A 12,951-nucleotide genomic window follows, 5' to 3' on the forward strand; every position below is an offset into this window, starting at 1 on the left:
CGATGAAACTCCTGTTTGCCCTAGTCACAGGGATTGTTTTTGGCACCGGAATTGCGATTTCCGGCATGATGGACCCGGCCAAGGTTCTTAATTTCTTTGACCTGGTTGGCACGTGGGACTCCAGCCTTGCCTTTGTCATGGGTGGCGCTCTGGTGGTCACCTTCGTTGGTTACCGGCTGGTGTGGCGGCGGGACGCGCCGCTGTTCGGAGGGCGGTTCCAGGTGCCTACAGGCACTGAGATTGACGGGAAACTGGTCGGCGGGTCTGCCCTCTTCGGCATCGGCTGGGGCATCGCGGGGTTCTGCCCTGGCGCGGCCATTCCGGCGCTCGGCACCGGGCGATGGGAGGTTGCGTTGTTCCTGGTGGCGGTGGTTGCTGGGTTCGGCCTGCGCCGACTGCTCGCACCAATCGCACGGAACAAGGTCGCGCCGTGACGCCCACCAAAACATGCACATCGGAGGACATCGCATGACATCCTATCCCGTAGACATGGATACCACACCACTGGTCGAGGCATTTTTTGACGAATCCACCAACACCATCAGCTACATCGCCAAGGATCCGACCTCGGGTGCCTGCGCCATCATCGACAGCGTCATGGACATCGACTACGCCGCCGGGCGGATCACCTCCGGGCATGCAGACACCATGATCGCGCGCGTCACCGAGATGGGTGGCACGCTGGAGTGGATCATCGAAACCCACGTCCATGCTGATCACCTGAGTGCAGCGCCCTATATCCAGCAGCGGCTGGGCGGCAAGATCGGCGTCGGGTCAAAAATCATGGTGGTGCAGGACACGTTCGGGAAGGTGTTTAACGAAGGCACCGAGTTCCAGCGCGATGGCAGCCAGTTTGATGCACTGTTCGAGGACGGCGATACCTACCGGGTCGGCAACATGCAGGGCTTTGCCATGGCTACGCCGGGCCATACCCCGGCCTGCATGGTGCATGTCATAGGCAACGCCGCCTTCGTGGGTGATACTCTTTTTATGCCCGACGGCGGATCGGCACGTGCGGACTTTCCCGGCGGGGACGCGGGCGAGCTTTTTGATAGCATACAGAAGGTGTTGGCGCTGCCCGACGACATGCGCCTGTTCATGTGTCACGACTACGGCCCGGGTGGCCGAGACATCGCATGGGAAACTACTGTGGGCGAAGAGAAGGCGCACAACATCCACGTTGGCGACGGCAAGACAAAGAGGGAATTTATTAAGTTCCGCACCGAACGTGATGCGCAACTGGACATGCCCAAGCTTATCATTCCGTCGCTGCAAGTAAATATGCGCGCAGGCGAGGTGCCGACCGATGCGGATGGCAACCCGATGCTCAAGGTCCCGATCAACGCGTTGTAGCGCCGAAAGGGGATGCCTCAGATGGACATGAAAAAGATCACCGACGTCCTGACGGTCAGCCCTCAGATCCATCTCGCGGATATGGCAGCGATCAAGGCAGCATGCTTCAAGACAATCATCTACAACGGCCCCGACGGGGAAGGGACAGACCAGCCCGGTTTTGCCGAGATCGCAGCCGCTGCAGAAGCGGCTGGGCTCGAAGCGTGCACCATCCCAGTGACATCTGGACAGATCATCGATGACGACGTGACCGCCTTTGCGACAGCGCTTCAGGACGGACCGCACCCGCTGCTGGCCTACTGTCGCACCGGCACGCGCTTGGCGATGCTATGGGCTTTCCATGTGGCGTGCACCCACGCTACGTCTGATATTCTGATCGCGACGGCAGCGGCGGGCTATGACCTCGGTGATGTCGCGGACCGCATCGCAAACGGCGGCAAAGTCCCCGCATTAGGCTGATGTCCTGATGTGAGATATGTCCCATGCAGAGTGCGAACTGCGTGCGCGGGACATCGCGGGTGGATTGAAACCGGCCCAACCGCATCTGTTTGCCAAAGAGTGACGCCCATGCGCCTGAAACACTATTTCCTCATCCTTGGCTGGAGGCGCACCTGTACCCGGGCGTGGCCATTGAACGAGCTGCTGGCCGGATTGCCGCCCGAGGCAAGGATTTACGCCTGCACCACGCCGATCTTCCTCTACGCTGCCTTCGACCAGTGGCGCGTTGGCCGTGGTGTCGTTGCTCACGGCGACTTGTTGGCATTGTGGCGAGATGCCGGGCGGCTTCGACTGAATGGCTGGGATTTGCGCACGAGCCTGAAGGACTTTCTCGGCCCAAACTTTGAGGATGAGGTGGCAGACTGGATACGGGCCGGGGCCGACCATGCAATCACACATGGGCCGCTTGCGGGATGTGTTTCGGTGATGCAGTCTTGGCGCGTGCGCAGAACTGGAAAACGATCTTGCCAGTTTCGGCACATGGCCTCACGAAAGCGATGTTGCGGGACCTGGTTGCGGACGTGCATGGGGCCGAGCTGAAAATTCAGAAGCACCTCCTTGATTAGATCGAAGACGCGATCGGAATTTCACGAGAATTGGCTCAAAGGGAGAAAGCACTTCGGGCCGTGGCTTCAAAACTTCGCGCCAAGGGCGCGGACGCGGCAGTCACGATCTTCTGTCTCGGCTGCGCTAGAAGGATCTGATTGCGAGCGGGCCAAGAGCGCCCAGGCCGGGTGTGCCAAATACCTTCGTGACGACAGAGACGTTTCTGGCGACGTTCGATTTGCAGACTTTGCAAGACTTACCAGAGCTTGATCTTGTCGTTGAGGACACGGGAAAATAGTCTCAGGCGGAAAAGGCTTGGGTTGTTCCGTTTTCAATTGGTTGGGGGGCGATGACAGAAGTTGGACATGAGTTATAGGATTGACTTCTATAACTCATGCTATGGAACTGGCAGAAACCTGGTTGGCCGAACTTCCGGTATGACGCGGCGGCACTGGCGCCGCTTGAGCAGCGTTTCCTACTGTCATCGGGCGAAGTTCTGGGTGCCGTCCACAATATGTCAGCCCATCGGAGCGTGATCAGCTTCGCATCGACCTGCTGAGCGATGAAGCCATGAAGACCAGTGCCATCGAAGGTGAGATGCTCGACCGGCTCAGCGTACAATCCTCGCTCCGCCGACAACTTGGTTTGGCGCCGGACAAGTATCCGAGCAAACCACGTGAGCAGGGCGTGGCCGAGATGATGGTCGATGTCTACTCCACCTATGCTGAGCTGCTCACGCATGAGACCTTGTTCCGGTGACACGAGATGCTCTTGTCCCATGAGCGGCGTTTGGAAACGGTCGGAGCCTATCGGCGGCATGAAGACGCAATGCAAATTGTGTCGGGCCGCCTTGATCGGCCGGTCGTGCATTTTGAGGCACCGCCATCAGCGCAGGTTCCAAACGAGATGGACCGGTATGTCGACTGGTTCAACAAGACCGCGCCGGGTGCGGTACACACGTTACTGGCTCAAGCTCGAAACAATGTCTCTCTAGCCTTCTTGGTACGGTGGTCGGGAAGCAGACCTTCGCTGCAGGTGGACGGCTGTCGGATCAGCGTTCTTCCTTCAGATTTTGGGCCGCTGCGGTGAACGGGGATCAATCTGTTTTCCGTAGGCTATATAGTCCAATAGTTGTACGCCCAAGACACCTGCGGCGGCGATTTGATTGGACGAGTAAAGACGTGGGGCGGTCCTTGAACCGCCCCTTGCTGTTTTTAGCCGAGTTCCTGAAGTCGGGCGATGGCCGCTTTCATTTCAGCCTCTTCCCCTTCGCGCAGGCGCAGGTTTTCCTTGGCTTCTGCGACCACCTCATCCGGCGCCGAGGCCACGAATTTCGGGTTGTTCAGCCGGGCACGCAGCCCGCCCAGTTCTTTGCCCAGCTTCTGCATCGTCTTTTCCAAACGCGCAATTTCCGAGCCCACGTCAATCAACCCTTCCAGCGGAATCCCAAAGGTCCCGCCATCCGTGGGAATTGTGACGCAGCCTTTGGGGAAACTGTCCACGTGTTCCAGGCTTTCGATCCGGGCCAGACGCTGGATCAGTGCCGCGTTGTTGTCCCAGGCCGATTGTCCCTTGGTCTCTAGTCCCATGACAAGCAATGGCACTTTTGCGCCCGCCGGCACATGGACTTGCGCGCGCGCAGAACGGATGCTTTCGATTAGCCCGATCACCCAGTTCATTTCGCGGTCTGCATCAACGTCGACCAGTTCCGTCCCGTATTCCGGCCAATCGGCGTGGATGAGCATTTTGGTCCGGCTGCCCGCCAGCCCCCAGAGCTCTTCAGTGATGAACGGCATGATCGGGTGTAGCATGATCAGGCATTGATCAAGTACCCAGCGCAGAGTCTGTTCGGTCTCGGCCTTGGCGGCCGCATCATCGCCTTGCAGGATGGGTTTGGAAAACTCCAGATACCAGTCGCAGACTTTGCCCCAAGTGAACGCGTAAAGCGCGTCGGCCGCATCGTTGAACCGGTAGCTGTCCATGCCCGCATCGACGGCCTCGCGAACCTTGCCAGTTTCGCCGATGATCCACTTGTTGAGCGTCTGCGTGGCTTCGGGCCGGGCCGCGTTGCCCGGATAGGGGATCTGGTAGTGATCGGCGAAGCTGAACGCGTTCCACAGCTTTGTGCCGAAGTTGCGGTAGCCCTTGATCCGGTCTTCGCTGATTTTCAGAACACCGCCCAAAGCCGCCATTTGTGCGTTGGAAAAGCGGAGCGCGTCTGCGCCATAGGCGTCAATCATATCGAGCGGGTCGATGACGTTGCCGCGCGTCTTCGACATCTTCTCGCCCTTCGCGTCGCGGACAAGCTGGTGGAGGTAGACGGTGTGGAACGGATCATCTTGCAGGACGGCCTGCGATATCATCATCATGCGCGCGACCCAGAAAAACAGAATATCCTGCCCGGTGATGAGCACATCGCCAGGGAAGTATTTCATCGCCGGATCGTCAGCGGGCCAGCCGAGCGTGCCAAAAGGCCAAAGGCCGGAGGAGAACCAGGTGTCGAGGACGTCTTCATCCCGAGAGATATAGACTTCTATGATGCGACCATCATCGGCAGGATGCCATAAAGCGTCCGCGGTAGCGACATGATGCCCTGCCTCTTTTATTCCTTTAGCGTAGTCGCCTTCGATCATTTGGAATTCGTCGATTTCGACTTCGTAGCCCAAGAGTTCTTTGTACTTTGCCTTGGCTATTTCCACTGCCGCTTCATAGTTAGGTGCGCAGAACTGCAATTGATTTTGCGCAGAGAGCCCACCTTGTGGTGTAACAGAAGGTCCGAACCAAACTGGGATCTGATGCCCCCACCACAGCTGCCGCGAGATACACCAGGGTTCGATGTTTTCTAGCCAGTGGTAAAACACCTTTTCGCCTGACTCGGGCATGATCTTGACCCGGCCTTCGCGGACGGCGTCCAGCGCGGGTTGGACGATTTTGGACGAGTCCACGAACCACTGGTCGGTCAGCATCGGTTCGATGACCACTTTGGAGCGGTCGCCGAAGGGTTGCATGATTTTTTTGGCCTCTACGAAAGGGATCGTCTTTGGCAGTTCAGGCTGATCGCTATCGGCGGCCTCAAGCGCCGGGTTTGCGACTATAACCGCGTTCCCCTCTGCCGTAATGTCCGCGACGATGCGCGCGCGCGCCTCAAGCCGGTCGAGGCCCCGGTATTCATCGGGGACAAGGTTCATCGCGGCAACTTTGCCTTCGTCGAAGCCCTCTTCACCCCGCGCAATGCGCTGTGCCGTGGCGGCCGCTGTAGCATATGGTTCACCGTCGTCGCGCATGTGCGCCTTGGTGTCCATCAGGTTGTACATCGGGATGTTGCCGCGCTTCGCAACTTCGTAGTCGTTGAAGTCATGCGCGCCGGTGATCTTGACCGCACCGGACCCGAAATCCGGATCGGGGTAGCGATCGGTGATGATCGGGATCAGGCGGCGGTGTTCCTTGGGGCCGACCGGGATTTCGCACAGCTTGCCGACAATAGGGGCGTAGCGCGTGTCATCGGGATGCACAGCGACAGCGCCGTCGCCCAGCATGGTTTCCGGTCGAGTCGTGGCAATTGAGATGTAGTCGCGCATTTCGCGGAGGGTGACGTTGCCGTCTTCGTCCTTCTCGACATATTCATAGGTTTGCCCATCCGCGAGCGGATATTTGAAGTGCCACATATGGCCGTCAACTTCGTTGTTCTCGACTTCGAGATCGGAAATTGCCGTTTCAAAATGCGGGTCCCAGTTGACCAGTCGTTTGCCACGATAGATCAGGCCGTCGTTGTACATCTGCACAAAGACTTTGAGCACCGCGTCATGGAAGTTACCGGGCTTCTCCGTCGCGGGTGCGCTTGCAGCCCCGGACATGGTGAAGGCCGAGCGTTCCCAATCCATACTGTCGCCCAGGCGACGCGCCTGCTGTTCGATCACGCCCCCCTTGTCCGCTTTCCACTCCCAGACTTTCGAGATGAACTCGTCCCGGGGCATCTCGGATCGTTTGCGGTTCTCTCCGTCCGCGGCCATCTGTTTTTCGACCATCAACTGCGTCGCGATACCCGCGTGATCCAGCCCGGGCTGCCACAGGACATCATATCCCTGCATCCGCTTCCAACGGGTCAGCATGTCCATGAGCGTGTGGTTAAACGCGTGGCCCACATGCAGAAAGCCGGTCACATTGGGCGGGGGCAGTTGGATGCAAAATGTGTCCGCGCCGGGTTTGGCATTGGCCCCGGCAGCAAACGCGCCTGAATCTTCCCACATCTTGTATATGCGCGGTTCGGTCTCGGCGGCGTTGAATGTCTTTTCCATCTGCGACTTCCATTGTCTTTCGTGGGCTATACTCCAGACCATATCCAACAAGAAGACCCTAAAGCCCAGCCGAAATAGTCGAGTTGGAGTTTCCCCGGTTGTATGCGCGGTTATGGGTATGGAGACGCCTGCCTGTCAGCGGCGGTTCCTTTCCATCTGGTCGGAGACTCATAGCCCAAGGCGGAAAGGTGACGCGAGGGGGTAGCCCCATGCAACGCACTCGACTTGTATGGCGACCCGGGCACACTGCGCGGTGTGACCGCCATGTTCATCGCATCCAAAACGAGCGGCACCTTTTGGTCGTTCCACATAGCCCAGCGGACAATGTGGCGACTGAAGGTATCCGTGATGTATTGGCCAGTATCCACGCCCACTCCCCACGCGGCGGGGGCAAGCCCACTAGCCTCCAAAATCATCCAGCATGATATCTTCGCGATCAACGCCAAGGTCCATCAGCATGTTGATGCAGGATGAGTTCATGATTGGAGGACCACACATGTAATATTCGCAGTCTTCTGGTGCGGGGTGATCCTTGAGGTATTCGTCATGCAGGACATTGTGGATGAAGCCCGTGTATCCTGACCATTCATCCTCCGGCAGTGCATCCGAGAGGGCGACGTGCCAAGTAAAGTTCGGAAATTCTTTGGCTAGCTCGTCGAAATCCTCGACAAAGAACATCTCTTTTCTGGACCGCGCGCCGTACCAGAACGTAATCTTACGATCGCGGTTCTTCAGGCGTTTGAGCTGATCAAAGATGTGGCTGCGCATGGGCGCCATGCCTGCGCCGCCGCCGACGAAAACCATTTCCTTTTGCGTATCGCGGGCAAAAAACTCGCCAAACGGACCGGAAATCGTGACCTTGTCGCCGGGTTTGAGGTTGAAGATGTAGGACGACATCTGACCGGGGGGGACATCCGATCCCGGAGGCGGTGAGGCCACCCGGACATTGAGCATGATCAGCCCTCTTTCCTCGGGATAGTTGGCCATCGAATAGGCCCGTTCAATCGGCTCTGGCACGCTTGATTTGTATTGCCACAGATTGAATTTGTCCCAATCCTCTCGGTACTCGTCCTGTACGTCGAAATCGGTGTAGCTCAGGGAATGCGTGGGTGCTTCGATCTGAATGTAGCCACCCGCCCGAAAGTTCACATCCTCGCCTTCAGGCAGTTCCAGCACGAGGTTCTTGATGAACGTCGCAACGTTTTCGTTGGAGCGGACCGTGCATTCCCACTTCTTGACGCCGAACACCTCTTCGGGCACCTCGACTTCCATGTCCTGCTTGACAGCAACCTGACAGGACAGGCGGTCGCCACAGGAGGCTTCACGCTTGGTGATGTGGCTTTCTTCGGTGGGCAGGATGGACCCGCCGCCGGAGTGGATGCGGACACGGCATTGGGCACAGGTGCCGCCACCACCGCAGGCTGAGGGAACGAAGAGTTTTTGCTCGGCCAGGGTTTGCAGGAGCTTGCCACCAGCGGGCACCGAGATCGTCTTTTCGCCATTGATGGTGATGTTCACATTGCCGCTTGAGACAAGCTTGGACCGGGCGGCGAGGATGATTGTCACCAGCGCCAGCACGATCAACGTGAACAGAAGAATACCAAGACCAAAGGTTGCCATAACAATCGCCCCTTACAGTTTCACGCCGGAGAACGACATGAACGCCATGGCCATGAGGCCCGCGGTGATGAAGGTGATGCCGAGGCCCTGCAGGCCGTCGGGGATGTCAGAGTATTTCAGCTTTTCGCGCACGCCCGCCATGGCCGTGATGGCAAGCGCCCAGCCAAACCCGGACGAGACGCCGTAGGTGACGCTTTCGCCGAAATCGTAGCCGCGTTCCACCATGAACAGCGACCCACCCAGGATGGCGCAATTCACGGTGATCAGGGGCAGGAACACACCCAGCGCGTTGTAGAGCGGCGGGAAGTACTTATCGAGCACCATCTCGAGGATTTGCACCAGCGCGGCGATCACCCCGATATAGGAGATCAGGCCGAGAAAGGTCAGATCAACCTCACCGAACCCGGCCCATGCCAGCGCGCCGGGGGCGAGCAGATAGGTCAGGATCAGGTTGTTGGCGGGCACCGTGATCGACTGCACGACCATAACCGAAATCCCAAGCCCGATGGCTGTCGAAATCTTCTTGGACACCGCGATGAACGTGCACATGCCAAGGAAGAACGACAGGGCAAGGTTTTCGACAAAGATCGCTTTGACGGCGAGGGCGAGATAGTTCTCCATCAATGGGCCTCCATCGTCTGGATTTTGTATTCGCGCTCTTCGACCTGCTTGGGTTTCCATGCGCGGAAGGCCCAGATGATCAGGCCGATGATGAAGAAGGCCGAAGGTGGCAACAGCAACATGCCGTTGGGCACGTACCATCCGCCATTGTTGACTGTTGGCAGCACCGTGATGCCGAACAGGCTCCCCGAGCCGAACAGCTCGCGAATGAAGCCGACCAGCATCAGGATAAGCCCGTAGCCCAGCCCGTTCCCGACCCCGTCAATGAAGCTGTCGAGCGGCGGGTTTTTCATGGCGAACGCTTCTGCGCGGCCCATCACGATGCAATTGGTGATGATCAGGCCGACGAAGACCGAAAGGGTTTTGGAGATTTCAAAGGCGTAAGCCTTGAGCACCTGGTCCACCAGGATCACGAGCGAGGCGATGATCACCATCTGCACGATGATGCGGATGGAGCTGGGGATGTGGTTGCGGATCATCGAGATGAACATCGACGAAAACCCGGTGACCAAGGTCACGGCGATGGTCATCACCAAGGCGACCTGCAGGGACGATGTCACCGCCAATGCCGAACAGATGCCAAGCACCTGCAACGTGATCGGGTTGTTGTCGACCAGTGGGTCGATCAGCATGTCTTTGCGTTTATGAGCCATCAGATGCCTCCCGCTTTGAGATTTTCAAGGAACGGGGCATATCCAGCCTCGCCCATCCAGAATTTGATCAGGTTATCGACGCCAACCGAGGTCAGCGTTGCGCCTGCCAGTGCGTCGATGTGGTATTCGTCGCCTGCCGCCGGTGCAGTCTTGGCCACCGTGATTTGAAGCGCGCCTGCGTCATCGCGCAGCCGGGCACCGTTCCACAGCGCCCGCCAGCGTGGGTTGTCGACCTCGGCCCCCAGGCCCGGTGTTTCCGCGTGATCGTAGAATTGCAGCCCGAAGATGTCGTTGCCGTTTTCCTCGAGCGCGATGAAGCCATAGAGCGTGGACCACAGGCCGTAGCCGTGGATGGGCAGGATGACCTTGTCGATCTCGCCCGCATCGTCGCGCAGCAGATAGACAGTGACATAGTCAGACAGGCGACCGATGCCGGCGGGATCGTTTTCGAGCGCTTGCGACGTTGCCGGATCGTCGGCAGCTGCACGGTCATCAAAGGTGGCAGGATCGAACGCATCCGAGAATTGCCCCGTTGCGAGCTCCAGCACGTGAGGTTCGAACACCGAGAACGCCTTGATCACGTCAGCGTCGGGATCGTGGATGCCGGCGACCTGCAGAATGTTGACCTGTTTGTCCTTCAGCGCGTTCACGGCCTGTGCAGGACGCAGCGCGACTGCGGCTGATGACACGATCATGGACGCCACGAGGCAGACGGCGACAGCAACAAAGATGGTCTTGCCGACCGAGTCGGGGGGTAGGGCAAGGAAACGCCCGATAGGTCCCTTGGGTGTGTTTTGCGGGTCTTGATCAGACATGGCGCTTCGCCCTCCGCTTGATGTTCGCCTGCACGACAAAGTGGTCGATAAGCGGCGCAAATACGTTTCCGAACAGGATGGCCAGCATCATACCCTCGGGGAAGGCAGGGTTGATCACCCGGATCATCACAACCATGACACCGATCAGCGCACCGTAAATGTAGCGCCCCATATTGGTATGGGCACCCGAAACCGGCTCCGTCACCATAAAGACAAGGCCGAAGGCATAGCCACCCAGCACAAGGTGCCAATACCACGGCAGGGCGAACATCGGGTTGGTGTCGGACCCTATCGCATTCAGCAGGAGCGAGAAGCCGATCATCCCGCCAAGACAGCCCAGCACCATTCGGTAATTGGCGATTTTTGTCGCCAGCAGGAAGGCAAGACCCAGCAAGGCCGCCAGTGTCGATGTTTCGCCCAAAGACCCCGGCACAAAGCCCAGGAAACTGTCCCACCAGGTCATGCCGCGTGCGGCCAGTTCCTGGAACCCATCAGACGCGCTGACGGCCAGAGCGGTGGCCCCGGTAAACCCGTCGACGGGCACCCAGACACTGTCACCGGACAGTTGGGCGGGATAGGCAAAGTACAGGAACGCCCGACCGGTCAGGGCCGGGTTGAGGAAGTTCTTGCCCGTGCCGCCAAAGACTTCCTTGCCGATCACCACGCCAAAGATGATGCCGAGGGCCACCTGCCAGAGCGGCGTCGTTGCGGGCAGGATCAGCGCGTAGAGCATGGACGAGACAAGAAAGCCCTCGTTCACCTCGTGTTTGCGCACGGTTGCGAAAATGACTTCGAAGATGCCACCGGCCACCAATGTCACAATGTAGATGGGCAGGAAGTACAAAAGCCCATGCAGCATGTTCGCGAGGGGATTGAGCGGGTTAAACCCGATCCCCAGACCGCCGATGATGGCTGCGCGCCAGCCCGAGGGGCCAAATTCTGCAATCGCGAGGTTTGTCTGGTACCCGGTATTGTACAGTGCCATCAGAATGCATGGGACCGTCGCCAGAACGACGTAGGTCATGATCCGCTTCATATCGATGTATGATCGCGCGTGCGGTGCCGCGGTCGTGACGGTCTTGGGCGTGTAGAGAAAGCTCTCTACCATCTCGTAGATGGGGAAATAACGCTCCCACTTGCCGCCTTTGGTGAATTGCGGCTCGATCCTGTCGAAGAAGTTGCGAAGCCCCATAACTTACCCTTCTTTCTCGATTTTTGCGAGGCAATCGCGCAGGGCGATCCCATACTCGTACTTGGCGGGACAGGCAAAGCCAACGAGGCCAAGATCCTCTTCATCCAGTTCAAGCGCCCCCAGAAGCTGGGCTTGATCAGTGTCCATTACCAGCAAGGCGCGCAGCAATTGTGTAGGCAGAAAATCCTGCGGCATCAGCTCTTCGAACGTGCCCAGCGGAACCATGGCGCGGCGACCGCCGTTCAGGTTCGAGGTCAGTGGGAAGGTCCGCTTGGCGAGGGCAGACCCAAGAACGGGTTGGACCGCGTATTTGGAAATCATCGGGCGGATCCATCCCATCGGGATCTGCGTCTTGTCCTCTTCGATCAGCGTGACCTGTCGGGCGTAGCGCCCCAGATACGCATCGTCACCGGCGCCAGCTCGTCCGCTCAGAACCGAGCCGGAGATCATCCTGACGGGGTAGTCGGGAAAATCGTCTGCACACAGATCTGCGAGCGATGCGCCTGCGACGGTGCGCACCAGACGCGGGTCTGTGCATGCAGGCCCCGCCAGCGCAATGATGCAGCTTGCATCATATGTTCCGGTCAGCATCAGGCGGCCGATCACGATCACATCCTGATACCCGATCGTCCAGACATACCGGTCGGGTTGTGGCGGCGTCAGAAAATGCATGTGAGTGCCAGCCAGTCCTGCGGGATGCGGACCGCTGAAATTGACGGCTTCGACACTTGCCAAGTTGCTGCCGGGTAGGGGGGCATCAGAGCTTTGGCACAGATAGGTCGGGCCGTCCGTCAGTGCGGCAACTGTCTTCAGCCCCGCCTCAAACGCCTCTGCATCTTCGGTGATCGCGATCTGTGGGTTGGGTGCCAACGGCTCTGTATCCGTTGCGGTCACGTAGATGGCGATTGGTGCGCCGTCCGGTGCAGGGATCTTGGAATAGGGGCGTGTGCGGAACGATGTCCACAAACCGGCCGCGCACAGCCGCTCGACAATCCCGTCACGGGTGGTGCTGTCACCGACCTTTAAAAAGTCCACGGGTGCGGCAGAGGATTCATGCGTATCAATCACCACACTGACCAGCTTGCGGCGCGCGCCACGGACGATTGCGCGCACTTGTCCGGAAACGGGCGCGACGATCTGTGCTTCCGGCATCGTCTTGTTGATCATGATCGGAGTGCCGGCGACCACCTCGTCGCCCTCTGCAACAAGAATACTTGGTTTCAGGCCAATGTAATCGGCACCCAGCAGCCCGACGGAAGTGACGGCGCGGGCCTCCTCTACGTCTGATCTTGGGGCACCGGAGATCGGCAGGTTCAAGCCTTTTCGGAGCACAAATTGCTTCACTTTAGAGACCTTCA

General features: G+C 58.7%; 13 protein-coding genes. 6 read left to right on the top strand and 7 right to left on the bottom strand.

Annotation, left to right across the window (positions count from 1 at the left end; all coding sequences use genetic code 11):
- Positions 1-2 precede the first annotated feature (2 nt).
- From Q1A51_RS11685 to Q1A51_RS11710, 6 genes are all read left to right on the top strand, one after another.
- A complete protein-coding gene (locus Q1A51_RS11685) occupies positions 3-434 on the top strand; it encodes a DUF6691 family protein (RefSeq protein WP_299604995.1) in 432 nt (143 codons plus the stop codon).
- Between the two features lie 34 nt (positions 435-468).
- The gene (locus Q1A51_RS11690; protein WP_299604993.1) at positions 469-1,353 is read left to right on the top strand and encodes an MBL fold metallo-hydrolase; all 885 of its coding nucleotides are present in this window, start codon (positions 469-471) and stop codon (positions 1,351-1,353) included.
- A gap of 21 nt (positions 1,354-1,374) precedes the next feature.
- The gene (locus Q1A51_RS11695) at positions 1,375-1,812 is read left to right on the top strand and encodes a TIGR01244 family sulfur transferase (protein ID WP_299604991.1); all 438 of its coding nucleotides are present in this window, start codon (positions 1,375-1,377) and stop codon (positions 1,810-1,812) included.
- A gap of 108 nt (positions 1,813-1,920) precedes the next feature.
- Complete coding sequence (locus Q1A51_RS11700; RefSeq protein WP_299604989.1) at positions 1,921-2,391, top strand: hypothetical protein; 471 nt, start codon at positions 1,921-1,923, stop codon at positions 2,389-2,391.
- Positions 2,392-2,791: 400 nt separating this feature from the next.
- Positions 2,792-2,956 carry a DUF4172 domain-containing protein gene (locus Q1A51_RS11705; protein ID WP_299604987.1) on the top strand — a complete coding sequence of 55 codons (165 nt, stop codon included), beginning with the start codon at positions 2,792-2,794 and terminating at the stop codon, positions 2,954-2,956.
- 11 nt (positions 2,957-2,967) lie between these two features.
- Positions 2,968-3,156: a DUF4172 domain-containing protein gene (locus tag Q1A51_RS11710; protein WP_299604985.1), complete on the top strand. Its 189-nt coding sequence runs from the start codon at positions 2,968-2,970 to the stop codon at positions 3,154-3,156.
- 455 nt (positions 3,157-3,611) lie between these two features.
- On the opposite strand, the gene Q1A51_RS11715 is transcribed toward Q1A51_RS11710, so the two are convergent.
- The 7 genes from Q1A51_RS11715 to Q1A51_RS11745 form a co-directional block, all read right to left on the bottom strand.
- The gene (locus Q1A51_RS11715; RefSeq protein WP_299604983.1) at positions 3,612-6,692 is read right to left on the bottom strand and encodes a valine--tRNA ligase; all 3,081 of its coding nucleotides are present in this window, start codon (positions 6,690-6,692) and stop codon (positions 3,612-3,614) included.
- Between the two features lie 399 nt (positions 6,693-7,091).
- Complete coding sequence (gene nqrF, locus Q1A51_RS11720) at positions 7,092-8,312, bottom strand: NADH:ubiquinone reductase (Na(+)-transporting) subunit F (RefSeq protein ID WP_299604981.1); 1,221 nt, start codon at positions 8,310-8,312, stop codon at positions 7,092-7,094.
- 12 nt (positions 8,313-8,324) lie between these two features.
- On the bottom strand, positions 8,325-8,933 hold the full coding sequence (gene nqrE, locus Q1A51_RS11725; RefSeq protein ID WP_299604979.1) for an NADH:ubiquinone reductase (Na(+)-transporting) subunit E: 609 nt from the start codon (positions 8,931-8,933) through the stop codon (positions 8,325-8,327).
- Positions 8,933-9,586: an NADH:ubiquinone reductase (Na(+)-transporting) subunit D gene (locus tag Q1A51_RS11730; protein ID WP_189371257.1), complete on the bottom strand. Its 654-nt coding sequence runs from the start codon at positions 9,584-9,586 to the stop codon at positions 8,933-8,935. Before Q1A51_RS11730 ends, nqrE begins: the two co-directional genes overlap by 1 nt.
- Positions 9,586-10,401 carry a Na(+)-translocating NADH-quinone reductase subunit C gene (locus Q1A51_RS11735; RefSeq protein ID WP_299604966.1) on the bottom strand — a complete coding sequence of 272 codons (816 nt, stop codon included), beginning with the start codon at positions 10,399-10,401 and terminating at the stop codon, positions 9,586-9,588. Before Q1A51_RS11735 ends, Q1A51_RS11730 begins: the two co-directional genes overlap by 1 nt.
- Positions 10,394-11,593, bottom strand: coding sequence for an NADH:ubiquinone reductase (Na(+)-transporting) subunit B (locus tag Q1A51_RS11740; RefSeq protein WP_299604964.1), 1,200 nt, complete (start codon positions 11,591-11,593; stop codon positions 10,394-10,396). Before Q1A51_RS11740 ends, Q1A51_RS11735 begins: the two co-directional genes overlap by 8 nt.
- A gap of 3 nt (positions 11,594-11,596) precedes the next feature.
- On the bottom strand, positions 11,597-12,937 hold the full coding sequence (locus tag Q1A51_RS11745) for a Na(+)-translocating NADH-quinone reductase subunit A (protein WP_299604962.1): 1,341 nt from the start codon (positions 12,935-12,937) through the stop codon (positions 11,597-11,599).
- Between the last annotated feature and the right edge of the window lie 14 nt (positions 12,938-12,951).

The organism is uncultured Tateyamaria sp. (genome assembly GCF_947496075.1).
Taxonomy (GTDB): Bacteria; Pseudomonadota; Alphaproteobacteria; order Rhodobacterales; family Rhodobacteraceae; genus Tateyamaria.

Excerpts from the sequence above, each read along its gene's own strand:
- Q1A51_RS11685 (WP_299604995.1), top strand. The coding sequence starts at position 3 with ATGAAACTCCTGTTTGCCCTAGTCACAGGGATTGTTTTTGGCACCGGA.
- Q1A51_RS11690 (WP_299604993.1), top strand. The coding sequence starts at position 469 with ATGACATCCTATCCCGTAGACATGGATACCACACCACTGGTCGAGGCA.
- Q1A51_RS11695 (WP_299604991.1), top strand. The coding sequence starts at position 1,375 with ATGGACATGAAAAAGATCACCGACGTCCTGACGGTCAGCCCTCAGATC.
- Q1A51_RS11700 (WP_299604989.1), top strand. The coding sequence starts at position 1,921 with ATGCGCCTGAAACACTATTTCCTCATCCTTGGCTGGAGGCGCACCTGT.
- Q1A51_RS11705 (WP_299604987.1), top strand. The coding sequence starts at position 2,792 with ATGCTATGGAACTGGCAGAAACCTGGTTGGCCGAACTTCCGGTATGAC.
- Q1A51_RS11710 (WP_299604985.1), top strand. The coding sequence starts at position 2,968 with ATGAAGACCAGTGCCATCGAAGGTGAGATGCTCGACCGGCTCAGCGTA.
- Q1A51_RS11715 (WP_299604983.1), bottom strand. The coding sequence starts at position 6,692 with ATGGAAAAGACATTCAACGCCGCCGAGACCGAACCGCGCATATACAAG.
- nqrF (WP_299604981.1), bottom strand. The coding sequence starts at position 8,312 with ATGGCAACCTTTGGTCTTGGTATTCTTCTGTTCACGTTGATCGTGCTG.
- nqrE (WP_299604979.1), bottom strand. The coding sequence starts at position 8,933 with ATGGAGAACTATCTCGCCCTCGCCGTCAAAGCGATCTTTGTCGAAAAC.
- Q1A51_RS11730 (WP_189371257.1), bottom strand. The coding sequence starts at position 9,586 with ATGGCTCATAAACGCAAAGACATGCTGATCGACCCACTGGTCGACAAC.
- Q1A51_RS11735 (WP_299604966.1), bottom strand. The coding sequence starts at position 10,401 with ATGTCTGATCAAGACCCGCAAAACACACCCAAGGGACCTATCGGGCGT.
- Q1A51_RS11740 (WP_299604964.1), bottom strand. The coding sequence starts at position 11,593 with ATGGGGCTTCGCAACTTCTTCGACAGGATCGAGCCGCAATTCACCAAA.